Annotated in this window: 22 protein-coding genes and 1 other RNA gene; 14 read left to right on the forward strand and 9 right to left on the reverse strand. The window is 64.4% G+C overall.

Annotated elements, in window-relative coordinates:
• Positions 1-66: 66 nt before the first annotated feature.
• The 4 genes from R2N03_RS17465 to R2N03_RS17480 all read right to left on the reverse strand — a co-directional run bounded on the left by R2N03_RS17465 (position 67) and on the right by R2N03_RS17480 (position 2,661).
• Complete coding sequence (locus tag R2N03_RS17465) at positions 67-327, reverse strand: type B 50S ribosomal protein L31 (protein WP_316659081.1); 261 nt, start codon at positions 325-327, stop codon at positions 67-69.
• Between the two features lie 199 nt (positions 328-526).
• Positions 527-1,039 (reverse strand): hypothetical protein, encoded by a 513-nt coding sequence (locus tag R2N03_RS17470; protein ID WP_316659195.1) that lies wholly within the window; start codon positions 1,037-1,039, stop codon positions 527-529.
• Positions 1,040-1,080: 41 nt separating this feature from the next.
• Positions 1,081-1,947: a M90 family metallopeptidase gene (locus tag R2N03_RS17475; RefSeq protein WP_316659083.1), complete on the reverse strand. Its 867-nt coding sequence runs from the start codon at positions 1,945-1,947 to the stop codon at positions 1,081-1,083.
• Positions 1,948-1,992: 45 nt separating this feature from the next.
• Positions 1,993-2,661 carry a response regulator transcription factor gene (locus tag R2N03_RS17480; protein ID WP_316659084.1) on the reverse strand — a complete coding sequence of 223 codons (669 nt, stop codon included), beginning with the start codon at positions 2,659-2,661 and terminating at the stop codon, positions 1,993-1,995.
• Between the two features lie 374 nt (positions 2,662-3,035).
• Between R2N03_RS17480 and R2N03_RS17485 the strand changes: the two genes are divergently transcribed.
• Entirely contained in the window at positions 3,036-3,434 is a 399-nt protein-coding gene (locus tag R2N03_RS17485; RefSeq protein ID WP_316659085.1) for a hypothetical protein, read from the forward strand.
• 226 nt (positions 3,435-3,660) lie between these two features.
• Here the strand turns inward: R2N03_RS17485 and R2N03_RS17490 are convergent, their stop codons facing one another.
• The 3 genes from R2N03_RS17490 to trxA all read right to left on the reverse strand — a co-directional run bounded on the left by R2N03_RS17490 (position 3,661) and on the right by trxA (position 7,078).
• Positions 3,661-5,031, reverse strand: coding sequence for a sigma-54 dependent transcriptional regulator (locus tag R2N03_RS17490; RefSeq protein ID WP_316659196.1), 1,371 nt, complete (start codon positions 5,029-5,031; stop codon positions 3,661-3,663).
• A 267-nt stretch (positions 5,032-5,298) separates the two neighbouring features.
• Complete coding sequence (gene rho / locus R2N03_RS17495; protein WP_039596074.1) at positions 5,299-6,561, reverse strand: transcription termination factor Rho; 1,263 nt, start codon at positions 6,559-6,561, stop codon at positions 5,299-5,301.
• A gap of 190 nt (positions 6,562-6,751) precedes the next feature.
• A complete protein-coding gene (gene trxA / locus R2N03_RS17500; RefSeq protein WP_252678766.1) occupies positions 6,752-7,078 on the reverse strand; it encodes a thioredoxin TrxA in 327 nt (108 codons plus the stop codon).
• A 203-nt stretch (positions 7,079-7,281) separates the two neighbouring features.
• On the opposite strand from trxA, the gene R2N03_RS17505 reads away from it, so the two are divergent.
• On the forward strand, positions 7,282-10,134 hold the full coding sequence (locus R2N03_RS17505; RefSeq protein ID WP_316659087.1) for a PD-(D/E)XK nuclease family protein: 2,853 nt from the start codon (positions 7,282-7,284) through the stop codon (positions 10,132-10,134).
• Positions 10,131-13,652, forward strand: coding sequence for a UvrD-helicase domain-containing protein (locus R2N03_RS17510; protein WP_316659088.1), 3,522 nt, complete (start codon positions 10,131-10,133; stop codon positions 13,650-13,652). Before R2N03_RS17505 ends, R2N03_RS17510 begins: the two co-directional genes overlap by 4 nt.
• Positions 13,653-13,700: 48 nt before the next feature.
• On the opposite strand, the gene ffs is transcribed toward R2N03_RS17510, so the two are convergent.
• An RNA gene (gene ffs / locus R2N03_RS17515) (signal recognition particle sRNA small type) lies at positions 13,701-13,799 on the reverse strand.
• Between the two features lie 126 nt (positions 13,800-13,925).
• On the opposite strand from ffs, the gene R2N03_RS17520 reads away from it, so the two are divergent.
• From R2N03_RS17520 to recR, 4 genes are all read left to right on the forward strand, one after another.
• Positions 13,926-16,115: a DNA polymerase III subunit gamma/tau gene (locus R2N03_RS17520; RefSeq protein WP_316659089.1), complete on the forward strand. Its 2,190-nt coding sequence runs from the start codon at positions 13,926-13,928 to the stop codon at positions 16,113-16,115.
• Between the two features lie 89 nt (positions 16,116-16,204).
• Positions 16,205-16,552: a YbaB/EbfC family nucleoid-associated protein gene (locus R2N03_RS17525; RefSeq protein ID WP_316659090.1), complete on the forward strand. Its 348-nt coding sequence runs from the start codon at positions 16,205-16,207 to the stop codon at positions 16,550-16,552.
• A 24-nt stretch (positions 16,553-16,576) separates the two neighbouring features.
• Positions 16,577-16,876, forward strand: a complete 300-nt coding sequence (locus tag R2N03_RS17530) for an antibiotic biosynthesis monooxygenase family protein (RefSeq protein WP_316659092.1) — start codon at positions 16,577-16,579, stop codon at positions 16,874-16,876.
• Entirely contained in the window at positions 16,876-17,496 is a 621-nt protein-coding gene (gene recR, locus R2N03_RS17535) for a recombination mediator RecR (RefSeq protein WP_316659093.1), read from the forward strand. Before R2N03_RS17530 ends, recR begins: the two co-directional genes overlap by 1 nt.
• A 15-nt stretch (positions 17,497-17,511) precedes the next feature.
• Here the strand turns inward: recR and R2N03_RS17540 are convergent, their stop codons facing one another.
• Entirely contained in the window at positions 17,512-18,864 is a 1,353-nt protein-coding gene (locus R2N03_RS17540) for a carbohydrate porin (protein WP_316659095.1), read from the reverse strand.
• Between the two features lie 155 nt (positions 18,865-19,019).
• Here R2N03_RS17540 and R2N03_RS17545 point away from each other — a divergent pair, with 155 nt between their 5' ends.
• From R2N03_RS17545 to R2N03_RS17575, 7 genes are all read left to right on the forward strand, one after another.
• On the forward strand, positions 19,020-19,934 hold the full coding sequence (locus R2N03_RS17545) for a LysR substrate-binding domain-containing protein (protein ID WP_316659097.1): 915 nt from the start codon (positions 19,020-19,022) through the stop codon (positions 19,932-19,934).
• A gap of 19 nt (positions 19,935-19,953) precedes the next feature.
• A complete protein-coding gene (locus R2N03_RS17550; RefSeq protein WP_316659098.1) occupies positions 19,954-21,162 on the forward strand; it encodes a CaiB/BaiF CoA transferase family protein in 1,209 nt (402 codons plus the stop codon).
• A gap of 134 nt (positions 21,163-21,296) precedes the next feature.
• Positions 21,297-22,310: an ABC transporter substrate-binding protein gene (locus R2N03_RS17555; protein ID WP_316659197.1), complete on the forward strand. Its 1,014-nt coding sequence runs from the start codon at positions 21,297-21,299 to the stop codon at positions 22,308-22,310.
• A 63-nt stretch (positions 22,311-22,373) separates the two neighbouring features.
• Positions 22,374-23,186, forward strand: coding sequence for an ABC transporter ATP-binding protein (locus R2N03_RS17560; RefSeq protein WP_316659099.1), 813 nt, complete (start codon positions 22,374-22,376; stop codon positions 23,184-23,186).
• A 23-nt stretch (positions 23,187-23,209) separates the two neighbouring features.
• The gene (locus R2N03_RS17565; protein ID WP_316659100.1) at positions 23,210-24,001 is read left to right on the forward strand and encodes an ABC transporter permease; all 792 of its coding nucleotides are present in this window, start codon (positions 23,210-23,212) and stop codon (positions 23,999-24,001) included.
• A gap of 78 nt (positions 24,002-24,079) precedes the next feature.
• Positions 24,080-24,709, forward strand: coding sequence for a TetR/AcrR family transcriptional regulator (locus tag R2N03_RS17570; RefSeq protein ID WP_316659101.1), 630 nt, complete (start codon positions 24,080-24,082; stop codon positions 24,707-24,709).
• Positions 24,710-24,805: 96 nt separating this feature from the next.
• Entirely contained in the window at positions 24,806-25,912 is a 1,107-nt protein-coding gene (locus R2N03_RS17575; RefSeq protein WP_316659102.1) for an alkene reductase, read from the forward strand.
• The last annotated feature ends 73 nt before the right edge of the window (positions 25,913-25,985 follow it).

Genomic DNA, 25,985 nt, shown 5'->3' on the forward strand with positions numbered 1-25,985 from the left:
TTTTTCTGACCACTAAGACGGTCTGCACTGAGCGGATCATGCGCTGAGCCGTCTCCGGCGCCGATATTACTTGGCAGCCTTGCCGATCTTGCTGCCGAACTTGTTGCGGAACTTCTCGACGCGGCCGGCGGTGTCCAGCACCTTCTGCTGGCCCGTGTAGAACGGGTGCGATTCGGACGAGACTTCGATCTTGGCCAGCGGATATTCCTTGCCGTCCAGCGTAATCGTTTCCTTGGTTTGGATGGTCGAGCGGGTGATGAACTTGAACTCGCTGGACATATCCTGGAACACGACTTCGCGATAATTCGGGTGAATGCCTTCTTTCATGATGGGCCCTGGGGTTGAGGTAGCCAATTCGCGGCGCGCTTCAGGTTGATGACCGTGCGACCAGCCGTGAATCACTTGCCGGGTGAATAAACGACAATTATGCCAGAGAAACAAAGGCTTGGGCAACGCACTCGTCCTGAAATCCGTCGGCCTGCCGCGTCGAAAGTGGCGCATAAAGCCTTTTTTTGTTGTGTGGCGCTCAAGGTGTGGCCAGACGTTCGATGGTGACCGTGCCCTGGCCGTCGAGATCCAGCGTTCGGCTGTCGCCCATGCGCAACGAGGTGTCGATATCGTGGGTCCACGTGTCGACCAGGGAGGGCACCTGAGCGTCGGACGACGGCCGGAAGCGATGCAGCGTCACCCCGATCGACAGTGCCTGGAACGTGCCTGAGGCGCTCACTGGCCGCAGCGTGACATCGATCCCCGTCTTGGCCCAGCGGTGGCGTATGAACTGGCATGCGGTGGTGTCGCAGCCGAGGGGGATCGTACTGTCGGGAAGTCCGGCGGCGAACCGCTTTTCCCATTCTGCCCGCGGCATCGATCCGCCAACGTCATAGGTATGCGTGTGCGCGAGCAGTGTGATGTGCTGGCCCGTGGCTGACGGCGCGGCTGGCATCGTCAGCCGTTGGGTTTCAGACTGGCCGTCGAGCCATGCTGTGACTCGGAAGATCAGCGGTGGCATTGGCTGCGCGCAGGCTGCCGAGGCAGTCATGCTCAGGACCAGCAAGCCAACATGAAACAGGCGGGATGTCGTCAAGGCAGGCACCTGTCCTGGTGATGCCCTACCTGCAGCACGCGGCGTGCCGGGTCTTGCAAATAGAACGCTTGCAAGAGCGAGTAGAGCGCCGGCAGCCTTTCGAACAACGCCGCCGGCTCGGTGAAGAACACTTCCGAAGCGACCGCGAAGAATTCGGCCGGATGTTGCGCGGCATAGGGGTCAAGCAACGAGAGGACCGGATCGCGCCCCCAGCGATGCTCGGGAACCTGTTCACATCGGTCGGCAAAGGCGTCGTACGCGGCGTGGAGATGATCGGCCCACGCTTCCCGGGCAACGTCGGTATGCAACTGCGACGAGAATGCGGGGATGCCGTCAGACGCTCCGTTGAGCATGTCGAGCTTGTGCGCAAATTCGTGAATGACCACGTTGTAGGGCTGCGTGTTCGGCTCTGCCAAACCGCTGCCGAGCTGGATGTCTTGCCACGAAAGAATGACGGGCCCGTGCTCCCATGCCTCACCGGCGGCCTCTTCCCGGACGTGATGGACAACGCCGTCTTCATCCATCACATCCTTGCGGATGATGAATTCGCCGGGGTAGATGACCACCCCATGCCACCCGCCGTACCACGCCATACCCAGTTCCAGGATTGGCACACTCGCCTGCACCGCGATGGCGACCACCATGTCGTCTGTCAGCGGCAGGTCGTGCGCGGTCGTGAATTCCTTTTCGGCGATGAAGAGCGTGGCAGTTTCACGCAGGCGTGCAAGGTCGGCAGCAGACCAATCCACCAAGAAGGGCAGGCCGGCAAGCGTGCGTGACCACAATGCATCCGGGATGGCGTAGCGCGCCAGGCGCCGCGAACGCATGCGACTGGACAGCCAATGGAAGACGGACAAAAACATGCGTCCAGTATATCGATGCCGGTGATCGTCCTGACGCGGAGCAGTTCAGGCCACTGACAGCAGGCGGGCGCCGCGCTGGTTGGCAACGTACACCGCTTCAGTGCGGCTGCGCACCTTCACGCGCCGATAGAGCGTGCTGATATGAGCCTTGGCCGTAGCTTCCGAAATATTCAGCATGCGGCTGATGGTCTTGACTGGGTGTCCGCGCGAGAGCAATACGAGAATTTCGTACTGGCGCGGCGTGATGCCCAGCAGCTTGGGGTCGGTTTGCGGATCACCCGCCAGTGCGGGGTTCGGGGCGCCGTCCAGTCGTGACTCCGGCAGTAATGCGCTGGCCGGAATGTACTGGCCGCCCGCCAGCACCAACTCCAGCGAAGCCGCGATGACCTCGCCCGGCGAGTGTTTGAGCGTGTAGCCGGACAAGCCCATCTGCATGAGGGTGCGGATGATGTCGGGGGATTCGGATTCCGCCAATACGACCACGTGACGGGCATGCGGCCGATGCATGATCTCGCCAATGGCGGAGAGCTCGTCCAACTGTGGCAGCGGCAGTCCGATGACGAGGAGTCCGGCATCAGCGTTCGTTTCGATGGCGTCGAACATGCCTTCGTCGGGTTCGACCACAGTGACGCCGGTGACACCCTTGAGCGTACGCAGCAGATGCGCGATGCCCGTACGCACCAACGGATGGCCTTCGATCAAAACAGTGTTCATGTTGTTCTCGACCTGTTACCGATCTTGCGAACATCCACGTCGCCTCCGGCGATGAAGCGGGCCGGAGCAGACCCCCGTCCGAATCATTTTAGTGGCGTATCAAGAAAATGACAGATGTCACGGTTATGTCTCGGACTTTTGTCGGCACATCCTGGCGACCGGAGTCCAGCGTTTGCCAGGGCGTGCAATTCACGCATCGGGAAACGGGCCGTCGCGATGACAGCGGATTTTTGGAGGCGGCTATTCAGCCACAACACAAAAACGCATGCCACGCTTGGGCGATTATCTTTCCGTTTGCGGAATATCCAGTCAATACAAGTCGTTGATTGTTATTGCACGGATGCCGCTCCCACCTTGGCTGGGAGGGGCGGGTCATGCCCATCAACGCGCAGCGCTGTGCCCGGCGTTCGCCACCGAAGCGGACGATCGATCTGATCGGAATGGTCGCGAACGTTGCAGCCATGGTCATCATGGCGCCGGCGTTCACAGTAGACGGCGACTTCGACGTTGCGCGTGCTTGTGTGCACGTCATCGCCTTTCGCGGCATTCCCACCGATACGTTGCCGGTGAAAACTGCCAACGGTCCTTATCCCACCCGCGCATTCGATTCATCCATCGGTTTCGTCGCGTCCCTGCTCTCGGACGGCGAACTCGGTACGTCGCATGCGTGGCTTAACAATCTCCCGGCGAGGATTTATGCGCAATCCCCTCGGAAGTGGGGGTTCGGTTTTAGGCTTGCCCATGGCGCGGTATTCCACACGCAGCCATGGTAAAAGGCGGCTAACTGCGACGCAATCGGGCCGCACTGACAGCACTTTTTCGCGCCAGTCGGGCAAGACAATGCTTTACGCCGCACTTTCCTGGCGCGAATGGTGCAGCGGGGGTTTCGCCCGGCGTTCAGCAAAGCCCATCGCCTGACCCTCCGCGACGGGTGCCTGCCAGGAAAACGGAACGGAGTGCAGCGCGGTACGGCGCCCGCGTAGGCGCGCAAGGCGCCCGTCAGGCGGTATGCAACTGTTCTGCGCGGATACCGTGTTTCTGCATCAATCGATACAACGTCACACGCGACACAGCCAGCTCGCGCGCGGTCATGCCCATGTGAAAGCCGTTGCGCGCAATGGCGGTGCGGATGGCGTCGGACTCGGCGCCTTCGCGTGCTTCCTCAAGCGTCTGGCCCGAGACCGACGCGTAGCCTTCCAAATGCAGATCGGCGGCGGAGATCTTGCGGTTGTCGGTCATCACCAGTGCGCGGCGCACGCGGTTGATCAACTCGCGTACGTTGCCTGGCCACGGGTAATGCATCATCGCGTGCAATGCGCAGGGCGTAAAACCGCGAATGCGATGCGACGCTTCGCTGGCATGCTGCGCGAGGATATGCTCGGCCAAGAGGACGATGTCGCTGCCGCGCTCGCGCAGCGGCGGCACAGACAACGTCAGCACGCACAAACGGTGGAACAGGTCAGTCCGGAATCCGCCGTGCTGCTGCGCGGCTTCAAGATCCACGTGCGTGGCAGAGATGATGCGGATGTCCAGCGGAATCGCCTGGTGTCCACCCAGCCGCGTAATCGTGCCCTGTTGCAGGAAGCGCAGCAGGCTGACCTGGCTTTCAAGCGGCAGGTCGCCGATTTCATCGAGGAACAACGTGCCGCCGTTGGCGTGCTCGACCCAGCCGATATGGCGTTGGTGTGCACCTGTGAACGCGCCTTTCTCGTAGCCGAACAGTTCCGACTGGATCAGGTGCGGTGGTATGGCGCCGCAATTGATCGCAATGAAGGGTCCGCCCGCCCGCGCGGAGGCCTCGTGAATTGCCTGCGCTGTCAATTCCTTACCGGTGCCCGACTCGCCCGCGATGAATGCCGGGGCGCTGTTCTGCGCGACCTTGCGGATGGCGCGGAAAAGACTGTGCATGGCCGGACATTCGCCGAGCATACGCGCGTTGTTGAGCTTGGGCGTTGGAGTCGCCTCCTGCGCAAGCGCAGCCATCCCCCAGGCGTGACGCAACGAATAGGCAGTTTCTTCTGCACGCAGCGGCATCTGCACATAGTCGACGCAGTAGTCGCGCACCAGCTGGCGCACGCGCTCGTGGCTCAGCATGTTTGCCGGCAGTGCAGCGACCCAGCCGACATGCGGTGCCTGCATGCAGCGCTCGAGCAAATCCAGTTCGGCGGTCGAGAAGGCACTTCCGAAATCGATCAGGCCGGCTTTGGGCGCACCGTCACGGATCGCGCAGCCAAGCTCCCGTACCGACATCACCCGCCGCACCTGCCAGTCCGCGCCCAGAATTGTCTCGTCAATCTCCCCCATGCCGGTGCGTGACGCAACCACAACGGTTCGGCATGCACCTGTACATTCCAGCGACGCATCGCGCATGGTTATCCCCCGTTCGATTTTTCGTGGCCCTGATTGCCTGCCCAAGCGGCTTAACCCGGGCAGGCTTGCAGTATGGTTGCCGGGTTTCTCTTTTGCGATGACGTTTAAGGACGAGGGGAGCAAACGCTTGCGTCCAGCGCACGTAATGCGAACGAACTAGCGAATTTCATCTCCTTGCCGAGAAAATCTGCCGATAAATCAGCCCATTGCTGGGGCAATAAAAAAGCGCACCACTGAGGGTGCGCTTTTTGATTCGTCCCGCGGGGCTCAGCCGCCGCGTCGCATCATGTCAAAGAACTCGGCGTTGTTCTTGGTCGACTTGAGTTTGTCGAGCAGGAATTCCATTGCTTCGACTTCGTCCATGTCATGGATGAACTTGCGCAGGATCCACACTTTTTGCAGGATGTCCGGCTTGATGAGCAGTTCTTCGCGGCGCGTGCCTGACTTGTTCAGGTTGATGGCGGGGTAGACGCGCTTCTCGGCCAAGCGGCGTTCCAGGTGCACTTCCATGTTGCCGGTGCCCTTGAACTCTTCATAGATCACGTCATCCATGCGGCTGCCGGTTTCGATCAGCGCCGTGCCGATGATGGTGAGCGAACCACCTTCTTCCAGGTTACGTGCCGCACCGAAGAAACGTTTCGGACGCTGCAGCGCGTTGGCGTCGACACCGCCAGTCAGCACCTTGCCCGAGGTCGGCACCACGGTGTTGTAGGCGCGGGCCAGACGCGTGATCGAGTCCAGCACGATCACCACGTCCTTCTTCAGTTCGACCAGGCGCTTGGCCTTTTCGATGACCATTTCGGCCACTTGCACGTGACGAACGGCAGGCTCGTCAAACGTCGAGGCCACGACCTCGCCGCGCACGGTGCGCTGCATTTCGGTCACTTCTTCGGGGCGCTCGTCGATCAGCAGCACGAACAGCTCGGCTTCCGGGTGGTTGGTCGCGATGGCGTGCGCAATGTGCTGCAGCATCACGGTCTTGCCGGACTTCGGGCTTGCCACCAGCAGCGCGCGTTGGCCGCGGCCGATCGGGGCAATCATGTCGATGATGCGGCCGGTGATGTTCTCTTCGGCCTTGATGTCGCGTTCGAGCGTGAGCGGCTTGTTCGGGTGCAGCGGCGTCAGGTTCTCGAACATGATGCGGTTCTTGACCGCCTCTGGAGGCTGCGCGTTGACCTTGTCGACCTTCACCAGCGCGAAGTAGCGCTCGCCGTCCTTCGGGGTGCGCACCTCGCCTTCGATGGTGTCGCCCGTATGCAGATTGAAGCGGCGAATCTGCGACGGGCTGATGTAGATGTCGTCCGTGCTGGCCAGATAGGAGGTCTCGGGCGAGCGCAGAAAGCCGAAGCCATCGGGCAGCACTTCCAGCGTGCCGTCACCAAAGATGGTTTCCCCCTGTTTCGCCTTCTTTTTCAGGATGGCAAACATCAATTCTTGTTTGCGCATGCGCTGCGCGTTATCGATCTCCAGCTGTCCCGCCATTTCCAGCAATTGGGACACATGCAAGGATTTCAGTTCTGTCAGATGCATAGACGAAGGAATGGGAAGAGCCCGAACGGGCAGCGAAACGGGAAAACGCGGGGAGGGGGAAAGATCGAGCGAACGCTCGGAGAAACGGATTGGCTGCAATCTTAGCACAACGCTGGCGCGCTTCCGGGCGGAAGCTCACCAGCGTTTGTCGGACCGGCGGAATCGCACCGCGCCGCCGTCCGAGGACACCTTACAGGTGGCTATCCAGGAATGCGGTCAGTTGCGACTTGGACAGCGCGCCGACCTTCTGGGCAGCCACGGCACCGTTCTTGAACAGGATCAGCGTCGGGATACCGCGGATGCCGAACTTGGCGGGCACGCCCTGGTTTTCATCGACGTTGATCTTGGCGATTTGCACCTTGTCGCTGTAATCCTTGGAAACTTCATCCAGGATCGGGGCGATCATTTTGCACGGGCCGCACCATTCGGCCCAGAAATCGACGAGCACGGGTTTATCGGACTTGAGTACGTCGGCCTCGAAGGACGCGTCGCTCACATATTTGATCTGTTCGCTCATGGCGGGAACCTCTGTTTTTTCGTAAAAGCTGGCGACGTGCGCCGAACCCATACATTACACGATTACGCGAACCGGCGTGTATTGGGGCCACTGTCAGTGCGGGTGCTGCTGATATAGTACCGGCGCCTTCCTTTTCAACTGTTGATTGTCGCTATCACGGTGATAGCCGCGACTGCAGTTTGTCGTCACCTGTTTTCCGCCGCATGCAGACGCTTGCCTTCGCGCCCGGCCCAGCATTCCTCTCCCGTGCCGCAGATGCCACGTGGCGCTTTCTTGACGCGCATGCACGATCGGCCGGCGCAGGCACCGTCGTCGTGCCGACCGCCGCGCAGATTCCTGGTGTACGGACCGCTCTGCACGACAGCGCGCAAGCGTCGGGCACGCCGCGTCTGTTGCCCCGCATCGTGACGCTGGGTCACTGGCTGCTGGACCTGCCACCCGAGCCGGGTCTGCCCGCTGCACGCACGACGCTCGCGCGGCTGCTCGCGGTGCAACAGGCACTCAAGACGCAGGCTTGGCTGCGGGAAGCGCTTGGTGCCCAGGACGATGCGGCGTTGTGGGGGGTGGCGCAGGTGCTCGTGACCGTGTCCGATGAACTGTCGCAACGCTGGCTTTCGCTGGATGCCGCGGATAGCGAAGCCGAAGGGCGACAGGATCAGTTGGAGCGCGCACTGGCCCAGGCGCTGGAGCAGACCTACGCGCAGTTGTCCGAGCGCTTCCTGGGCACCGAGTCGCGCATCGTGCTCACATTCTGGCGTCTGCTGTCGGGCGCGGCCGATCCGATCCCGATGCGATTGCGCGCCATGCGGCGGCTGCTCGACGCGTTGGATGGACCGATCGCATGGATGAACCCGACCGACGCGGATGGCGTCGAGCGCGATTTCCTCGAGCGTGCGTCCGAACGGGTGCCGGTGCTCGTCATCGGTTACGACTGGAATACACCGGATCGGTCGTCCGCAACGGCATCGGCGCCGCCGGTCACGCACGCGGATTTTCGTCATCTGCTGCTGCATGCCTGGCCAGAATGCGCGACGACGGCCCCGGCTGAGGACGGCGACTCCGACGCGGGGCTCCCGGGGCCCGCTCTTCGCATTGCAGGCGCAGCCCGCTTCGAGGACGAAGCCGCCTTCGCCGCGCACACACTCGTGGATTGGCTGAACGCTGGGCGCCGGTCTTTGGCGCTGGTGGCGCAGGACCGCATTGTCGCCCGGCGCGTGCGGGCGTTGCTCGCGCGCGTGAACGTCCCGGTGCGGGATGAGACCGGCTGGAAGCTGTCGACCACGCGCGCCGCAGCCGCCCTGATGCGCTGGCTGGACGTGGTGCAGGGCGATGGCGATACCGCGGCGCTGCTCGACTTCGTCAAGAGTCCCTTTTGCCTGCGTGATGCCGAGGCCGGTGCCGCCACGCCCGCGTGGGTCGCTGAGTTGGAGCGTCGCGTGCGCCGACATAACGTCACCGGCGGATGGGGGCGCTTGCGGCGTCTGGTGGCTGATCGCCCCGCTGACGACGCCGATGGCGAACCATCGGTCAACCGGTTGGCTGATCGTCTTGGCGTGCTGGCTGACGAGGCTGCCTTGTGGCGCCGCGCCGGCAATGCATCGCTCGAAGCGTGGGTGACCCTGCTGGCGGGCACCCTCGACCGCTTCCATATGCGCACCGGCCTGCAGCATGACGATGCTGGCCGGCAACTGCTTGATTGGATCGACCGCTTGCGCATGTCGGTGCATGGCTCCACCGATGCTGGAGCGCGCTTCTCGCTTGCTGAATGGCGTGCGTTGCTCTCGATGCTGCTCGACTCCGCCGTCTTCAGTGAGCCGTCCCCGCCCGCCGACCGCCGTGTGGTGATCCTGCCGCTGAACGGCGCGCGCATGCGCCGTTTCGATGGCGTGGTGGTGGTCGGTTGTGATGATGCGCAACTGCCCTCCGCGCAACCGGAGTGGTTGTTCTTCTCCAACGACGTGCGCCGTGAGTTGGGCCTGCCAGACCGTGCACAGCGATTTGCCCAGCAGGCGCGCGACCTGGCGGAAGTTCTGCTCAATCAGCCCGAGGTCGTACTGACGTGGCAGCGTCATGGCGGGCGCGGCGAGCCGCATCGTCTGTCCGGCTGGCTCGAGCGTCTGCAGCGCCGCCTCGCAGCGAGCGGCATGCGCATCGATACGCAGGTCGTTTTACCGAGCCTGCAGACCACCACCCGCCCGATCGACATGCCTGCGCCAACTGCGCCAACGCTCGTACCCTCTACGCTGAGCGCTGCCGCCTACAACAGCCTGCGTCGCTGCCCATATCAGTTCTTTGTGGGCCGCATGCTTCGGCTCGGAGAGTTGGAGGAGGTGTCGGACGAACTGGAAAAGCGCGACATCGGCGAGATCCTGCACGCGATCCTGCATCGCTTCCACCGGCAGTTGCAGGAGGCGCCCACACACGACCACAACGATCGCCAGGGCACCCTGCAAGCCATCACCGACGAACACTTTGGCCCGCTGCTGGCGGAGGACGGCAACGCGCTGCGTTTCTATCGCCGCTGGCTGGCCGTGATGCCCTCTTACCTGGCGTGGCAGGCCGCACGCGAAGCCGAGGGGTGGCGCTTCGAGGCGGGAGAAGTCGATGTCGATACGTCGATCATGCTGCCGGGCGAGCGCCCGCTGCGCTTGCGTGGTCGCATCGATCGCGTTGACGCGCATGGTGAACACGGTGTCGCGGTGCTGGATTACAAGACGCAATCGCCCATGGCGCTGGCGCGCCGTGCCAAGACGCCGTTCGAGGATTGCCAACTGCCGTTCTACGGTGTGCTTGACGCCCGCGCTCGCGCGGGCGGCTGGGTCTCGCTCGACGGCGAAGCGCGAGGCGACAAGCGCGACGTGGCGTTGGCCGATTTCACGCAAGTCGTCGACTGGCTGATCGAACAGATGCAGAAAGACATGACCGCCCTGGCCGCTGGCGCACCACTGCCAGCGTTTGGCGATGAATCGGCGTGCCGTTACTGTGCGGCGCGCGGCCTGTGCCGCAAGGGATACTGGACCGAAGGCGCCCCACGTGAGCCGGGGAGCGAAGCATGAGCGACCACGCGTACGAGCGCGACGGCGTCGCTGTCTCGCCAGAGGCCTTTTCGCGCGCGGCGTGCGATCCGCTGCGCTCTGTCGTGGTCGAGGCCTGCGCCGGCAGCGGCAAGACGTGGCTGCTGGTCACGCGCATGCTGCGTTTGCTGCTGGCTGGTGCGGCGCCAGCGGACATTCTTGCCATCACGTTCACACGCAAGGCTGCGGAGGAGATGCGGCAGCGCCTGCTCGACATTCTGGCGCAACTGGCAGGCGCGGACGACGAGGGTGTGGTGCGGGAACTCGTCGCGCGCACCGTCGATCCGCACGAGGCGCACAGCATGATCGAAACGGCGCGCGGACTGTATGCGCGCGTGCTGGAGTCGCCGTCACGCATGGCAATCGACACGTTCCACGGCTGGTTCGGGTCGTTGCTGCGCGGCGCGCCGCTGTCGTCCGGTGTGCCCCAGGGGGCGTCGTTGCGCGAGGACGCCGGACGCCTGCGTCGCGAGGCCTGGGCGCCGTTCTGGCGCGGCCTGCTGGCCGAGAACCAGGCGGGGCTGCGCGCAGCGTACGAGACGCTTGCCGATCTGGTTGGCGATTTTCAGGCTGGACGGTTCCTTGATGCCATGTTCCATCAACGCAGCGACTGGTGGGCCTATAAAGGGCAGGCGGGCGCGGAGCCGCTCGGGCCGCTCGATGCACTGCTGGGTGACGATGCCACCGTCGACCCGTTGATTGAAGCGTTGCAGGATGAGGCGCTGCTGTCCGGCATGCTGCGAGTTGCGAGCTTGCTGGGGCAGGGCGGCGCCACCGAGAGCAAACGCGCCGTGCAGATCGAATCCGCAGTGACGGCAGCGCGCGCGATTGACGTCTTCGATAAAGCAGCACGCGCGCAGGCGTTCGACGCCTTGTTCGCCGCGTTCTACACCCAGGCCGGCAAGGCCCGCGCCTGCAAGCCGACGAAGGCCCTGATCAAAGGCATTGGCGAGGATCAAGCCCAGCGCTTGGTCGGACAGCACGCCGCCCTGTGCGAAGCGCTGACCGTGTATCAGGGGCGCCGCCAGGAAGCGCGCGTGCGTGCCGTCAATGCCGCCCTCTTCACGCTGGGCGACGCGCTGATCGAGCGCTACCAGGCCTACAAGCGGCAGGCGCGTGCGATGGACTTTACCGATCTCGAGTGGGAGGCCGCCCGCCTGATGCAGGAGGAGGATACGGCCGCGTATCTGCAGGTCCGGCTGGATGCGCGCTACAAGCACCTGCTGCTCGACGAGTTTCAGGACACCAACCCGATGCAGTGGCGCATCCTGCAAGGCTGGTTGCGCGGATACGAGGGCACAGGCACCCGGCCAAGCGTCTTTCTGGTTGGCGACCCGAAGCAATCCATCTATCGTTTTCGCCGGGCGGACGCGCGGCTGTTCGATGCCGCACGCGAGATGCTCGTCTCGGAATTTGGCGCCACCGTCCTGCGCACGAACCGTACGCGGCGCAATGCGCCAGCGGTACTTGAGTGGGTGAATGCGGTGTTCATGCAGGCGCGTGCGCGCGGCGATTACCCGATCTACGCCGAGCAAAGCACTGCGGTGGAGGCGCCGGTCGGGCAGGCATTGTTGCTTCCGCTGGTGCCGGTGCCCGAGGTGGCGCAGGCCGGTGAGTCCACGCCGCGCGACACGCTGACCGAGTCGCGTGAAGAGGTGGGTGACTCCCAGCGTTACGAAGAGGGCCGTCAGGTTGCGGCCAGCCTGCTCGCTTTGCATGCGACCGAATGCGTTCGCGAGAACGGTGCCGAGCGCCCGGTCCGCTGGAGCGATTTTCAGTTGCTCGTGCGTCGCAAGCGCTATCTTGCCGATTACGAGCGCGCGCTCCGCGACGCAGGCGTGCCGTATGTGAGTCCGCGCCGTGGCGGTTTGCTCGCCACGCTGGAGGCGCTCGATTTGTGTGCGCTGCTGGATTTCCTGATGACGCCACAGGCGGATCTGCCGCTCGCGCACGTGCTGCGCAGCCCGATCTTCGCGGTCTCCAACGATGATCTGATCGCGATTGCGCAGTCCGGCGAAGGCCCGTTCGCGCCGACATGGTGGGAGCGGCTGAGTGCGCAGGCCGGTCACGCCGACGCGTCGCATGCGTTGCGCCACGCGCATCGCATGCTGTCGCGTTGGCTGGCGGCGGCGCCGACGCTGCCCGTGCATGACCTGCTCGACCACATTGTCTACACCGGTGAGCTCAAGCGCCGGTATGCCGAGTGTGCCCCTGCCGCCAACCGGGAGCAGGTGCTTGCCAATCTGGATGCCTTCCTGAAGCTCGCGCTCGACCTGGATGGCGGCCGCTATCCGAGCCTGCCGAAGTTCATGGCCGAACTGCGCGCCATCCGCCAGGGCGATGACGATGAAAGCCCCGACGAAGGCATGCAAGCCGACACCGCCGAGGCGCCCGATGCCATCGATGCCGAAGTCGTCAGCGACGGCCTGGACGCCGTGCAGATCCTGACCGTGCATGCCTCAAAAGGATTGGAGGCGCCCTTCGTGGTGCTGCTCGACAGCCATCACAGCGACCCCCGGGCTGATAACGCCGGCATCCTCATCGACTGGCCCCCGGGCGCGGCGGCGCCCACGCACTTCTCTGCATTTGGCAAGGCAGCAGAACGGGGCCGCGCGCGCAATCCGCTGTTCGAGCAGGAGGGCTTTCTTGCCGAGCGAGAGAATTGGAACCTGCTGTACGTGGCGATGACGCGGGCCCGGCAGGCGCTGATCGTTTCCGGCGTTGCCAACCGGCGGGATGCGTCGGCCGCTCAATCTGTCGACGAAGGCGATGGGCCCGAGGTGGATGGCACCGCAAGCTGGTACACGCTGTTGGCCGCCGCCGGAGTGGCCTCGCCCGCGCCTGTGCAGGATGCCCCGGGGGCAGCGCATCGTCTGGCCGCACAAGCCGCGACGGTTTCCTACCACGACTTCCGCTCGCCACTGACAGTGACCGTGCGCGTGGGCGGCGCGGTCGTCCAGGCTGAGGGTGCGGATGCCGTGTTCGATCAAGGTGCGGTCGCCCAAGGCGAGCTCCTGCACGCTGTGCTGGAGCGTCTGACGCGCCGCGGCCGTCCCGAGTGTGCGCCCGACGCTGACGCCATTGCCCGCTGGTTTGGCGCGACGGGGACGACGCAGGCAGAAGCCAGCCGTGTGGCGGAGGCCGTCCATCGCATGCTGGCGTCCGAGGTGCTGGCCCATGTGTTCGACCCCGCACGCTTCGATGCGGCGCATAACGAGATCGAACTGTTCAGCCCGGAGGGCGCGCTGCTGCGCATCGATCGTTTGATCGAGCGCGGTAACGAAGTGCTCGTCGTGGATTACAAGCTGCGGCTGCTGCCAGTCGAGCGCGCAGCCTATGCCGATCAGTTGCGCAGCTACGTCGCGGCCGTCAAGCCGATGTATCCCGGGCGCGCAGTGCGCGCCGGCGTGGCCACTGCACAGGGCGAATGGATCGATCTGGAGGCGCTGCCCGGGCCGGCAAGCCCGTCACGCGAGAGCACGCAAGGCGCGTTGTTCTGACGCGGGCTGCAAAGGCAAAGCGGGGAGAGGACGGAATAAAAGGAAGTGGGGGACGAGCCTGACCCTCGGCACTGGCGGAAAACGGCTGTGGCTGCTTCGTTCCCGACCTGACCAGGTTGACCGCGCCACCATGCGAGGAGGCCCGTCCGACCGGCATTGTAACCGACTCCCACGTCCCCACCTGAATATCCTTGCAATTCGCTCGACGCGCACGGCGTTTCAACCGTCGGAAAGCGCGTCGGAAATCCACCTCGCTTTGCTACAATCCGCCGCATGAGTTATCAAGTGCTCGCCCGCAAGTGGCGCCCTCGCGATTTCACCACGCTGGTCGGTCAGGAACACGTGGTGAAAGCGCTCACGCATGCGCTCGAACAGCAGCGCCTGCACCACGCATACCTGTTCACGGGTACGCGCGGTGTCGGCAAGACGACGCTGTCGCGCATCCTTGCCAAATCGCTCAATTGCGTCGGCGCGGACGGGCAGGGCGGCATTACCGCGCAGCCGTGCGGCGTGTGCCGCGCCTGTACCGAGATCGATGCCGGGCGCTTTGTCGATTACATCGAGATGGATGCCGCCTCCAACCGCGGCGTCGACGAGATGGCGCAGTTGCTGGACCGCGCGGTCTACGCGCCAACCAGCGGCCGCTTCAAGGTCTACATGATCGACGAAGTGCACATGCTGACCAACCACGCCTTCAACGCGATGCTGAAGACGCTGGAAGAGCCGCCCGAGCACGTCAAGTTCATCCTCGCGACCACCGATCCGCAGAAGATTCCGGTGACGGTGCTGTCGCGCTGCCTGCAGTTCAACCTCAAGCAGATGCCGCCGGGGCACATCGTGTCGCACCTGGACCGCATCCTTGGCGAAGAGGGCATCGCCCACGAGCCGAATGCGTTGCGTCTGCTGGCGGCTGCCGCGCAAGGTTCGATGCGCGATGCGCTGTCGCTCACCGATCAGGCGATTGCCTACAGCGCCGGCGAAGTGAGCGAAGCTGCCGTACGCGGCATGCTTGGCGCGATCGATCAGAGCTACCTCGTGCGCCTGCTCGATGCGCTGGCCGATGAGAATGGCGCGGCGCTTGTCGAGATCGCTGACGAGATGGCCGGGCGCAGTCTGAGCTTCTCGGGCGCGCTGCAGGATCTTGCATCCCTGTTGCAGAAGATTGCGCTGGCGCAGGTCGTGCCTGCTGCCGTGCAGGACGACTGGCCCGAGGCCGACGATGTGCGCCGCCTTGCCGAGCGCTTCGATGCGCAGTCGGTGCAACTGTTCTACCAGTTTGCCAACCTGGGCCGGAACGAACTGGCGCTTGCGCCGGATGAATACGCCGGCTTCACGATGACGCTGCTGCGCATGCTGGCGTTCCAGCCCGGACAGTCGGGCGGGGACACGCCAGGGCCTTCGGGTGGTGGCAAGCGGACTGTGTCATCGACGAGTGCGGCGGCAGCGCCGGCCCGTCCGGTTATCGCGGCGGCCTCGCCTGCCCCTGACGCGGCGCCCGTCGCGCAAGCTTCGCCGGCAGTGCGTGCGGAGCCGGTGGCGGAGGCCCCACGCGCGACATATCAGGTGAGCCCACAGGTACCGGCACCAGCGGCGACCGCTCCGGCAGCGCCAACAGCTGCAGCGCCAGCACGACGGTCGCCGGCCATGGAAGCGTTGGCGGCTGCACGTCAGGCATCGAGCCGGGGTCGGAACGGTGCGGCTGCGCCTGTTGCCGCGCCGGCTGAAGCACCTGCGTCGCCGGCGCGCCCGACAGGCGTGGGCCCGCGCCCGAACGCGGCCGCGGCGCCTGCGTCGCCGGCACCACGCCGTGAGCCGCCTGCTGCAAGGCCTGCGCCGTCAGACGACTCCGGTCCGCCGCCATGGGATGCAATGCCCGGCGAGTTCGCTTCGCCCTCGCTCGACGAAATCGACGCAGCGTTTGCTGGCTGGGATGCGGCTTCGACGACGCGAACGGAAACTCCTGCGCCGGCCGCGCCGCCTGCACAGATTGAGGCACCGGCGGCTGTCTCCGCGCCAGCCAAGGAAGCCGCGTCCGAACCGGAAGCGGCTGCCACGCGGCCTGATCTGAGCGCCAGTGGTCTGGCAACGTTCGACGGTGACTGGCCCTCCTTGGCCGCGCGCTTGCCGCTGCGGGGCCTGGCACAGCAGCTTGCCTACCAGAGTGAACTGACAGCCGTGGATGGCCTTACCGTGCGTTTGCGCGTACCGCTGCCGGCTCTCACCGAGGCGGGCGTCGTCGAGCGACTGGAAGCCGCGCTGACTGATCACTTCGGCACGCCGGTGCGTGTGGCCTGCGATATCGGCGCAGCGCGCGCCACTGCCGCAGCGGTAGATGCCGAGCAACGTGCCAAGCGCCAGCGCGATGCCGAAGACGCCATCGCGGCGAATCCGTTCGTGCAGGCGCTGATCCGGGATTTTGCCGCGCAGGTGGTGCCGGGCTCGATCCAACCGCACGCGCACTGAACCATATTCCTCAGGACCCCAATGACTGATTGCCGGCGCGCCCTTATTAGCGGCGCGCCTCGTATGACCCATTTCAAGGAGCAGCGAACATGATGAAAGGCCAGATCGCCGGGCTGATGAAGCAGGCCCAGCAGATGCAGGAAAACATGAAGAAGATGCAGGAGCAGCTCGGCCAGATCGAGGTGGAAGGCGTGTCCGGCGCCGGCCTTGTGAAGGTCGTGATGACCTGCAAGAACGATGTGAAGCGCGTGTCGATCGACCCGAGCCTGCTGGCGGAGGGCGAGGACAAGGAGCTGCTGGAAGACCTGGTTGCCGCCGCGTTCAATGATGCCGTGCGCAAGGCCGAGGCCACCACCCAGGAGAAGATGGGGTCGGTGACCTCCGGCCTGGGCGGTATGGCCGGCATGCTGCCGCCGGGCTTCAAGCTGCCGTTCTGACGCGGCATCAACCAGGATTGCGCCATGGTGCTGGAATCTGCGCTCTTGCACATCAAGCCCGGCCAGGAGGCGGCTTTCGAGGCAGCCTTTGACGAGGCTCGCCACACCATCGGCGCGATGAACGGCTTCGTGTCGTTGTCGCTGTCACGTTGCGTGGAGCGGGCCAGCGACTACCTGCTCCTGGTGCAGTGGCAGACGCTGGAAGACCATACCGTAGGTTTCCGACAATCAGCGGCGTACCAGCGCTGGCGCGCGCTGCTGCATCACTTTTACGAGCCGATGCCGGAAGTGCTGCACCACATGACGGTTCTGGAGCACGCGTGATGCGCAATGGCCCTGGCACACCGTCTGCGCTGCAAATGCTGGTGGAGGCGCTGCGCGTCCTGCCGGGCGTCGGCCCCAAGTCGGCGCAGCGCATGGCGTATCACCTGCTGCAGCATGATCGCGAGGGTGCGGCGCGGTTGGCGCAGGCGTTGGCCGAGGCCACGGAGTCCATCCAGCATTGCAGTCGCTGCAACACGTTTACCGAGCAGGATGTCTGTGAAACCTGCCTCGACACGCGGCGCGATGCGTCATTGTTGTGCGTGGTGGAAACGCCTGCCGATCAGATGATGATCGAGCAGACGCTCACCTACCGCGGCCAGTATTTCGTGCTGATGGGGCGGTTGTCGCCACTCGACAATATCGGCCCCAAGGAGATCCACCTGGAGCGCCTCCTGGCCCGCGCAACCGACCCCGCGCTGGGCGGCCCATGCACCGAGGTGATACTGGCCACGAATTTCACCAGCGAAGGCGAGGCGACTGCGCACTACATCGGCGAGATGCTCAAGGCGCGCGGCATCAAGGCGACGCGGCTGGCGCGCGGCGTGCCGGTGGGCGGTGAACTGGAATACGTCGATGCGGGTACGATCGCCCGCGCGGTGCTGGACCGACGCCAGCTTTGAACTGACGTTCGACGCTCAGAATTCCGTGTGCAGCCGTGTGCCGAAGAAGACGGCGGGGCCTCGGTCGGCGTTGTAGCCCGGATTGCGGATCCATTGCACATCGGCGCTGATCCACAGGTGCTTGGCTGCCTGCATGCTATAGAACGCCTCGACGATCTGCTCGGGCGCGTAGTTCAACTGACCATCCCCCAAGAACACGCCCATGCCGCCTTGCTGCAGGTAGCGGCGGTGGTCCGGCGACAGCATGTTGATGGCGGCTGCCAGCCCCACCGTGTCGTCCGAGCGCCCCCACTTGCTTCCGTTGACGAGCGTGCCGAACGATACCGATCGGTCGATTTCCGTGAAAGCGTAGGTTTCTGTCTTTCCGTCTGCCCATGAGGCGCGCGCAAACACGCCGACGTCATCGCTGATCTGCTGTTCGCCGCCGATGCCAACGCCGACCTTGGTGGTATCGCGCCGCACCAGGCTGATGTCGGGCGCGGTCCCTGTCGACTGGCCGAGCGACAGGGCATCGTCGTAGCGCCCCATCACGGCGTTGTTGCGGAAAAGCATGACGCGCAGCTTGCCAGGCTGTCCGGCGAGCGTGTGGCTGCGCTCGACTTCGAGCACATCGCCGTAGTGGCGGGCGATGCGGGTGTCGAGCGGCAGGCCGTTCGAATCCTGTGGTTGGATGAAGCGGCCCACGCGATAGGCCCAGTCGCCGTCGTAGTACTCCAGGGCGGCCCCCCAGGTGTAGCCGCGCGCGTCGGCCGCATAGTCGAATGCGCCGTGCGTCAGGAATGACCAGTTCAGGAATTGCGTGCGCTGGTCGTGCGCATACTTCACGACGTCGAAGACGTCGAGGACCGAAATATTGCCCGCCGTGAAGACAAGACGGCGTTTGTCGATCGGGCCGGCAAACTGGTTCATCGCGGCCTCCTGATCCTCGCTGCCGCCACCCAGGCCGACGGTTTGGCGAACGAATGCGCGGGCGCGGTAGACCGTCGGGTTGGGTCCAGCGGTCTTGGCGAGTTCACCATTGGTGAAGCCTGCCAGGCCGTGCAATCCGGAGAAAGGCTGGCCAAAGGCGATTTCCGGGTTGATGTGCACCTCGGCGCCTTGCCACAGGCGCATGCCGAGATCGAGCGTGGTCGTGACCGAGTAGCTGCTGGTGGACCGGCCCGACAGGCTGTTCGGGCCGCTGTACGGCGAGTGGAACGACAGGTCGTGCTGCCATACATAGGTCGCCTGACCGTGCACGGCAAAACGGTCCGGGTCGTTGATCGCCCAGCCTGTCGATTGCTCGTCAGCCAAGGCGCGGCCGGCGCACAGCGCGAGGGCGGAAAGGGTGGTCAGGCAGAGGAGACGGGAGCGGAACGGCAGCAACATGGGAGCAAGCGGGGTGAACGCCGTTAGAATCCCAGTGCGTCTGCGAAATGGGAAACGGCCAAAGCCCGCCATGTTAGCCGCGTACCGGTGACGCCTGAATGAAACGTACGCCGAACGCCTCCAATGTTGCATCTTTTCCACCTTTTGCCTCCGCGATGAACCTCGCCCGTTTCGATCTCGTCACTCTCGGCCTGTTTGTGGCGGTGGCCCGGTTGGGCAGTATTTCGGCCGGTGCGCGCCAGTCGCATCTGGCGGTTGCGGCGGCCAGCAAGCGCGTTTCGGATCTCGAGACTGCCGTCGGTGCGCCGCTGCTGTACCGCCATGCCGCCGGCGTGGAACTGACGGAGGCGGGTCAGGCCTGCTTCCGCCATGCCGTGGGCATCCTGCAAGATGTCGAGCGCATGGCTGGAGCGCTGTCCGACTTTGCAGCGGGCACCCGCGGGCTAGTGCGCGTGTGGGCCAATACGTCGTCGATCACGCAGTTCCTGGCCGATGACCTAGCAGCATTCATGCTCGCCAACCCGGCCATCCGGATCGCACTGGAAGAGCAGGACAGCGGCGATATCGTGGCCGCGCTGCGCGAGAACCGCGCGGATCTTGGCATTTTTGCCGCTGGCACACCCTGCGAGGGGCTCAAATCGTTTGACTACCGTGAGGACGACCTCGCCCTCGTCACACCGCGCGGCCACCCGCTCGCCGGACGCAAGCACGTGCACTTTGCCGAAGCCGTGGATTTTGATTTCGTGAGCCTGCCACCCGGCACGTCGCTGGCAGCGCAGCTGCTGGAGGAAAGCCTGCGGCTGGGCAAACCGCTGCGCCTGCGCATCCAGGTGCGCAGCTTTGAAGCCGTCTGCAGGATGGTCGCCTCGGGTCTGGGTGTCGGTGTGCTACCGCGCATTGCTGCGCAGGGGCACGTGTCGAGCTTGCCCGGTGCCGGCCTGGCGCTGGTGCCATTGCAGAACGAATGGGCGCATCGCCGGCTGCTGGTGGGCGTGCGCGACCCCGATGCGCTGACCAGTTCGGCGCGCCTGCTGATGACGCATCTGCTCGGCAATCCTGCCGCTCTCTGAATTCCTTTTTCGTACGACCATGCCAACACAGGTTTTGCAGGACATCCGCGTGCTCGAGCTCGGGCAATTGATCGCCGGGCCGTTTGCCGCCAAGACGCTCGCCGACTTTGGCGCACAGGTCATCAAGATCGAGCCGCCGGGGCAGGGCGATCCGCTACGCAAATGGCGCATGCTGCATGAGGGCACATCGGTCTGGTGGGAGGCGCAGTCGCGCAACAAGCTATCGGTGTGTGTGGACTTGCGCGTGCCCGAAGGCCAGGATGTCGTGCGCAAGCTGGCCGCGGAAGCGGACGTGCTGATCGAGAACTTTCGCCCCGGCACGATGGAGAAATGGGGCCTGTCGTACGAAGCGCTTTCAGCCATCAACCCGAAGCTCATCATGCTGCGCGTATCCGGCTACGGCCAGAGCGGCCCCAAGCGTGACGAACCCGGCTTCGCCGCCATTGCCGAGGCCATGGCCGGGCTCCGTTACCTCACCGGCGAGCCGGGCCGGCCACCAGCGCGCGCCGGGCTGTCGCTCGGCGACACGATCGCGGGGTTGCATGGCGCCCTCGGCGTCTTGCTGGCGCTGTACGAACGTGATGCGCGTGGCGGCACGGGTCAGGTGATCGACGTGGCGCTGTACGAATCGGTCTTCAACATCACCGAAAGCCTGCTGCCCGAATACTCGGTCTTCGGTGCGATACGGCAGCCGGCCGGCGGGGCATTGCCCGGCATCGCGCCGTCCAACGCGTATCGCTGTGCCGGAGGCGAATACGTGCTGATCGCTGCCAATGGCGACAACATCTTCCGTCGGCTGATGCTCAGGATGGGCAGGCAGGACCTGGCAGACGATCCCGGACTGTCCCGCAACGATGGCCGGGCCGCGCGCGCGGATGAAATCGACGCTGCGATCAACGCCTGGACGGGTGCGTTGCCCATCGGCGATGTCCTGGCCGCGCTGCATGAGGCCCAAGTGCCCAGCGGGCCGATCTACACCGTTGCCGACATCGCTGCAGACCCGCACTACCGTGCGCGCGGCGTGATTGCAACCGTGCGTGCGCAGTCGGGCATCGATGTGGAAATGCCCGGCGTCGTGCCGAAGCTGTCCGGCACACCCGGTGCCGTGCAGACGAGCGCCCCACGGTTGGGCCAGCACACGCGCAACGTGCTGCGCGGTCATGGCTTGAGCGATGCGCAGATCGACACGTTGGTTTCGCAAGGCATCGTCGCCGAGGCCAAGGGCTGAACAGCTAGGACGATCCCGCATGTTGTGTGGCAAATCGTTGCGGTAATATCGCCGCCAAGGCAGTGAACCGCCTAGAACAACGCAACCAGGAGATGAGCATGGAAGCACGAGGCATCAGCCGCTGGGCGAAATGGATGGGCGCAGCGCTGTGCGCGGCAAGCCTGCTGGCGTCGAGCCCCGCCGTGCTCGCACAAGGCAAGCCCGAGAAGAGCAAGGTGACGATCGCGGTGGGCGGCAAGGCGTTGTTCTATTACCTGCCGCTTACGATCGCGGAGCGCCTCGGTTACTTCAAGGATGAAGGCCTGGACGTAGAGATCGTCGACTTCGCTGGCGGCGCCAAGGCGTTGCAGGCCGTGGTGGGCGGTAGCGCCGACGTGGTGAGCGGCGCCTATGAGCACACGCTGGTGCTGCAGGCGAAGGGCCAGATGTACCAGGAGTTCGTCCTGCAGGGCCGCGCTCCGCAGATCGTGCTGGCCGTCAGCAACAAGACGATGCCTAACTACAAGTCGATTGCGGACCTCAAGGGCAAGAAGATCGGCGTGACGGCGCCCGGCTCGTCGACCAACATCATGCTCAACTACGTGCTGGCACGTGCCGGGATCAAACCGAACGAGGTGTCGATCATCGGTGTGGGCCCGAGCAACGGCGCGATTGCCGCGGTGCGCTCCGGTCAGATCGACGCGCTGGCCAACCTGGACCCGGTCATCTCGATGCTCACGCAGAAGAATGAAGTGCGCGTCGTCTCCGATACCCGCACGCTGGCCGATACCAGGGCCGTTTTTGGCGGGAACATGCCCGCTGGCTGCCTGTACGCGTCGACCGCCTTCATCCAGAAGAACCCGAATACGACGCAGGCGCTGACGAACGCCATGGTGCGTGCGCTCAAGTGGCTGCAGAAGGCGGGACCGTCGGACATCGTCAAGACGGTTCCCGAAACGTATCTGCTGGGCGACCGCGCTCTCTACCTGGCCGCGTGGGACAAGGTACGCGAGGCGATCTCGCCGGATGGCACGATGCCGGTCGATGGCCCCGTCACGGCACTGCGTACGCTGTCGGAATTCGACGCGGAAGTGAAGGGTAAGCAGATCAAGCTCGACCAGACCTTCACCAACGCCTTCGTCCAGAAGGCCAACGCCAAGTACAAGTAAGCCTCACAGGCTTTTGACAGCGCGCCCGGTTTGTCCGGGCGCATTGTTTTTGGGACGCATCTCATGACGACGCCCGCGCTTTCGTTCGATCAGATCACCTGTACCTTCATCTCCGCCGATCAACCGGGGCAGCGTTACAACGCCGTGCAGAACACCACGCTCGATATTCAGGCTGGCGAGTTTGTCTCGGTGGTCGGGCCGACCGGCTGCGGAAAATCGACCTTGCTCAATCTTGCGGCCGGGCTGCTCCAGCCGTCATCAGGGCAGGTGAGGGTCTTCGGGGCGCCGCTCGTCGGCATCAACCGCCGCGCCGGCTACATGTTCCAGGCCGAAGCGCTGATGCCATGGCGCAGCGCGCTCGACAACGTGCTGGCCGGGTTGGAATTTCGGGGGATGCCAGATAAAGAGGCGCGCGACCTTGCGATGTCCTGGCTTGCGCGCGTTGGTCTGGGAGGGTTTGAGGACCGCTATCCGCACCAGCTCTCGGGCGGGATGCGCAAGCGCGTCAGCCTGGCGCAGACGCTGGTGCTGGACCCAGACATCATCCTCATGGACGAGCCGTTCTCGGCGCTCGACATCCAGACGCGTCAGCTGATGGAAAACGAGGTGCTCGATCTCTGGGCTGCCAAGCGCAAGGCGGTGCTGTTCATTACCCACGATCTGGATGAGGCGATCGCCATGAGCGACCGCGTGGTCGTGCTGGCCGCCGGCCCCGGCACGCATCCCATCGGGGAATTTGTGATCGACCTGCCGCGCCCGCGCGACGTTGCCGAGATTCGCGATCAGGCCGGCTTCGTCGACCTCCACTCGCGCATCTGGGATGTGCTGCGCGAAGAAGTGCTCAAGGGGTACGCGCAGCATCGTCGCGTGGCCTGAACCGAATCCGATCGATCTCTCCCATGGCAAATCGTCCGCTTTCTCCTGTTGCATTGCGCACGTGGCAGCTTGGCCTGCTGGTCATCACGCTTGGCGTGTGGCATGTCGCCACCCGTTCGCAGGACGTCGCGTTCTTTTTCGGTGAGCCGCTCATCGTCGCCCAGCGCATCTGGGCGTGGTTCGTGACGGAGCACGATATCTACCTGCATCTTGGCGTCACGCTGGCCGAGACCGTGCTGGCGTTTGCGATCGGCACCGCCAGCGGCCTGGGCGCCGGCTTGTGGCTGGCGCTGAGCCCGGCCGCATCGGCAGTGCTCGATCCCTATATCAAGGCGGCCAACTCGATGCCGCGTGTGATTCTGGCGCCGATCTTTGGCGTGTGGTTCGGGCTGGGTATCTGGTCAAAGGTTGCGCTGGCAGTGACGCTGGTCTTCTTCATCGTCTTCTTCAACGTCTACCAGGGTGTGAAGGAGGTCAGTCCGGTGGTGCTGGCCAATGCGCGCATGCTTGGCGCATCGCAGCGCCAGTTGCTGCGTCATGTCTATCTGCCCAGCGCGACGAGCTGGGTGTTTTCGTCGCTGCACACGTCGGTGGGTCTCGCCTTTGTGGGGGCGGTGGTGGGTGAGTACCTCGGCTCTGCGAGCGGGGTCGGCTACCTCATCCTGCAGGCTGAAGGCACCTTCGACATCAACACGGTGTTCGCCGGAATCGTCGTGCTGACGGCCTTTGCGCTGGTGCTCGACTGGCTGGTCGGGCTCGTGGAAAAGCGCCTGATGCGCTGGCAACCGAAGACCGGCGAAACCGAACAGCTCTGATGCGTTGGCCGTCACATCAACCCTGCATCGTGCAGGGTCATGCAACTAGACGGTCGGTCTACTACAATCCGGGTCACCATGAGCAAGCACCCCGAACCTGTCACCGCTGAAGGCGCCGAGGCCCGGCACGACACCCGCGATCGCATTCTTGACGCCGGTGCCGAACTGATCCTCGGGCGCGGGTTCTCGGCCGTCGGGCTGGCTGAGATTCTCGGCCGCGCGCAAGTGCCCAAGGGTTCGTTCTATTACTACTTCGGGTCCAAGGAAGATTTTGGCGTTGCCATGCTGGAGCGCTATTTCCAGGACTACGATGCGGGCGTCGTCAGCTTGTTCGGCGACACGCGCCTGAGTGCACGTGAGCGGCTGCTGCGCTATTTCACCGCGTGGATCGATCTCCACGAACGCAGCGCATGCGAAGTCACCTGCCTGGCAGTCAAGCTCTCGGGCGAGGTATCGGATTTGTCGGAGCCGATGCGCAAGGTATTGTCTGCGGGGATGACGCGTATGGTCGAGCGGATAGCCGCGGCCATCGAAGCAGGCGTTGCCGACGGTTCGCTGGCGCCGGTGCAAGACGCCCGCCATCTGGCCGAAGGGCTTTACGCCATGTGGATGGGCGGGGCGCTGCTGGCCAAGGCGCATCGTAGCGTCGCGGCGTTCCAGAGTTGTGTTGCACAGACCGAACGCTTGCTGACCAAGCCCACGCACTGATTTCAATGAACGCGATTGCCGGCGAGGCATGTTCCTCGCTTTTTCTTTGATTCCGGTTCTAGATGACCGGTCGAATAGTTTGTTTCAGGAGCTGATATGACCCAACAATTGCTGTCCCCCATCCAGGTCGGTCATACGACCCTCGCCAACCGCGTTGTGATGGCGCCGCTGACGCGCTCTCGCGCCGGCCAGCCCGGCGACGTGCCGACTGAACTGAACGTGACTTACTACGCGCAGCGCGCCACCGCTGGCCTGATCGTGACCGAGGCGACGCAAATTTCCCGCCAGGGCCAGGGCTACGCCTGGACGCCCGGCATGTACACCGACGCGCAGGAGGCCGGCTGGAAGGCGGTGGTGGATGCCGTGCACGCCAAGGGCGGCCGTATTTCGCAGCAACTCTGGCATGTGGGCCGGATCTCGAACACGCTGCTCCAGGAAAACGGCCAGGCACCGGTCGCACCGTCGGCGATTGTCGCCAAGGGGGCGCAGAGCTTTGTCGTGCATCCGGACGGTACGCCTGGCAACGCGCCGACCAGCGAGCCGCGTGCCTTGGCGACGGAAGAGATTCCCGGCATCGTCGCGCAATACCGCCAGGCCGTGCAGCGCGCACACCGCGCCGGCTTTGACTTTGTCGAGATCCATGCCGCCAACGGCTATCTGCTGCATCAGTTCCTGTCGACCAACAGCAACCAACGCACCGACCAATATGGTGGTTCGCTGGAAAACCGCGCGCGGCTGATCCTGGAAGTGGTTGACACGGCCATCGCCGAGATCGGTGCTGACCGGGTGGGTATCCGCCTGTCGCCGCACTTTGTCGCGCACGACATTGCCGATACGCAGGCGGAAGACAGCGCGCTGTACCTCGCGCGTGAACTGACCAAGCGCGGCATCGCCTATCTGCACATCGCCGAGCCGGATTGGGCAGGTGGCCCGGAGCTGACGACGGATTTCCGTCGCCAGCTGCGCGACGCCTTCCAGGGCACGTTGATCGTCTGCGGCCAATACACGGCGGAAGAGGGCGAACAGATGATTGCTTCCGGCCTGGCGGATGCCGTGGCATTCGGCCGTCCCTTCATCGCCAATCCCGACCTGGTTGCGCGTTTCCGCGCGGGTGCAACACTGAACACGCCGGACCGTTCAACCTTCTACGGCGGCCAGGAAAAGGGCTACACCGACTATCCGACGCTGGAGGCGGCGGCCTGACCAGACGGGCTATCCGCAAACAAAAAGCCGTGCCGGGCACAACCCGACACGGCTTTTTTTCCAAGCGCTGTCT

This window comes from Ralstonia condita (assembly GCF_958405655.1).
Taxonomy (GTDB): domain Bacteria; phylum Pseudomonadota; class Gammaproteobacteria; order Burkholderiales; family Burkholderiaceae; genus Ralstonia; species Ralstonia condita.

Coding starts and splice junctions, on each gene's coding strand:
- R2N03_RS17465 (WP_316659081.1), bottom strand. CDS start 327: ATGAAAGAAGGCATTCACCCGAATTATCGCGAAGTCGTGTTCCAGGAT.
- R2N03_RS17470 (WP_316659195.1), bottom strand. CDS start 1,039: ATGACTGCCTCGGCAGCCTGCGCGCAGCCAATGCCACCGCTGATCTTC.
- R2N03_RS17475 (WP_316659083.1), bottom strand. CDS start 1,947: ATGTTTTTGTCCGTCTTCCATTGGCTGTCCAGTCGCATGCGTTCGCGG.
- R2N03_RS17480 (WP_316659084.1), bottom strand. CDS start 2,661: ATGAACACTGTTTTGATCGAAGGCCATCCGTTGGTGCGTACGGGCATC.
- R2N03_RS17485 (WP_316659085.1), top strand. CDS start 3,036: ATGCCCATCAACGCGCAGCGCTGTGCCCGGCGTTCGCCACCGAAGCGG.
- R2N03_RS17490 (WP_316659196.1), bottom strand. CDS start 5,031: ATGCGCGATGCGTCGCTGGAATGTACAGGTGCATGCCGAACCGTTGTG.
- rho (WP_039596074.1), bottom strand. CDS start 6,561: ATGCATCTGACAGAACTGAAATCCTTGCATGTGTCCCAATTGCTGGAA.
- trxA (WP_252678766.1), bottom strand. CDS start 7,078: ATGAGCGAACAGATCAAATATGTGAGCGACGCGTCCTTCGAGGCCGAC.
- R2N03_RS17505 (WP_316659087.1), top strand. CDS start 7,282: ATGCAGACGCTTGCCTTCGCGCCCGGCCCAGCATTCCTCTCCCGTGCC.
- R2N03_RS17510 (WP_316659088.1), top strand. CDS start 10,131: ATGAGCGACCACGCGTACGAGCGCGACGGCGTCGCTGTCTCGCCAGAG.
- R2N03_RS17520 (WP_316659089.1), top strand. CDS start 13,926: ATGAGTTATCAAGTGCTCGCCCGCAAGTGGCGCCCTCGCGATTTCACC.
- R2N03_RS17525 (WP_316659090.1), top strand. CDS start 16,205: ATGATGAAAGGCCAGATCGCCGGGCTGATGAAGCAGGCCCAGCAGATG.
- R2N03_RS17530 (WP_316659092.1), top strand. CDS start 16,577: ATGGTGCTGGAATCTGCGCTCTTGCACATCAAGCCCGGCCAGGAGGCG.
- recR (WP_316659093.1), top strand. CDS start 16,876: ATGCGCAATGGCCCTGGCACACCGTCTGCGCTGCAAATGCTGGTGGAG.
- R2N03_RS17540 (WP_316659095.1), bottom strand. CDS start 18,864: ATGTTGCTGCCGTTCCGCTCCCGTCTCCTCTGCCTGACCACCCTTTCC.
- R2N03_RS17545 (WP_316659097.1), top strand. CDS start 19,020: ATGAACCTCGCCCGTTTCGATCTCGTCACTCTCGGCCTGTTTGTGGCG.
- R2N03_RS17550 (WP_316659098.1), top strand. CDS start 19,954: ATGCCAACACAGGTTTTGCAGGACATCCGCGTGCTCGAGCTCGGGCAA.
- R2N03_RS17555 (WP_316659197.1), top strand. CDS start 21,297: ATGGGCGCAGCGCTGTGCGCGGCAAGCCTGCTGGCGTCGAGCCCCGCC.
- R2N03_RS17560 (WP_316659099.1), top strand. CDS start 22,374: ATGACGACGCCCGCGCTTTCGTTCGATCAGATCACCTGTACCTTCATC.
- R2N03_RS17565 (WP_316659100.1), top strand. CDS start 23,210: ATGGCAAATCGTCCGCTTTCTCCTGTTGCATTGCGCACGTGGCAGCTT.
- R2N03_RS17570 (WP_316659101.1), top strand. CDS start 24,080: ATGAGCAAGCACCCCGAACCTGTCACCGCTGAAGGCGCCGAGGCCCGG.
- R2N03_RS17575 (WP_316659102.1), top strand. CDS start 24,806: ATGACCCAACAATTGCTGTCCCCCATCCAGGTCGGTCATACGACCCTC.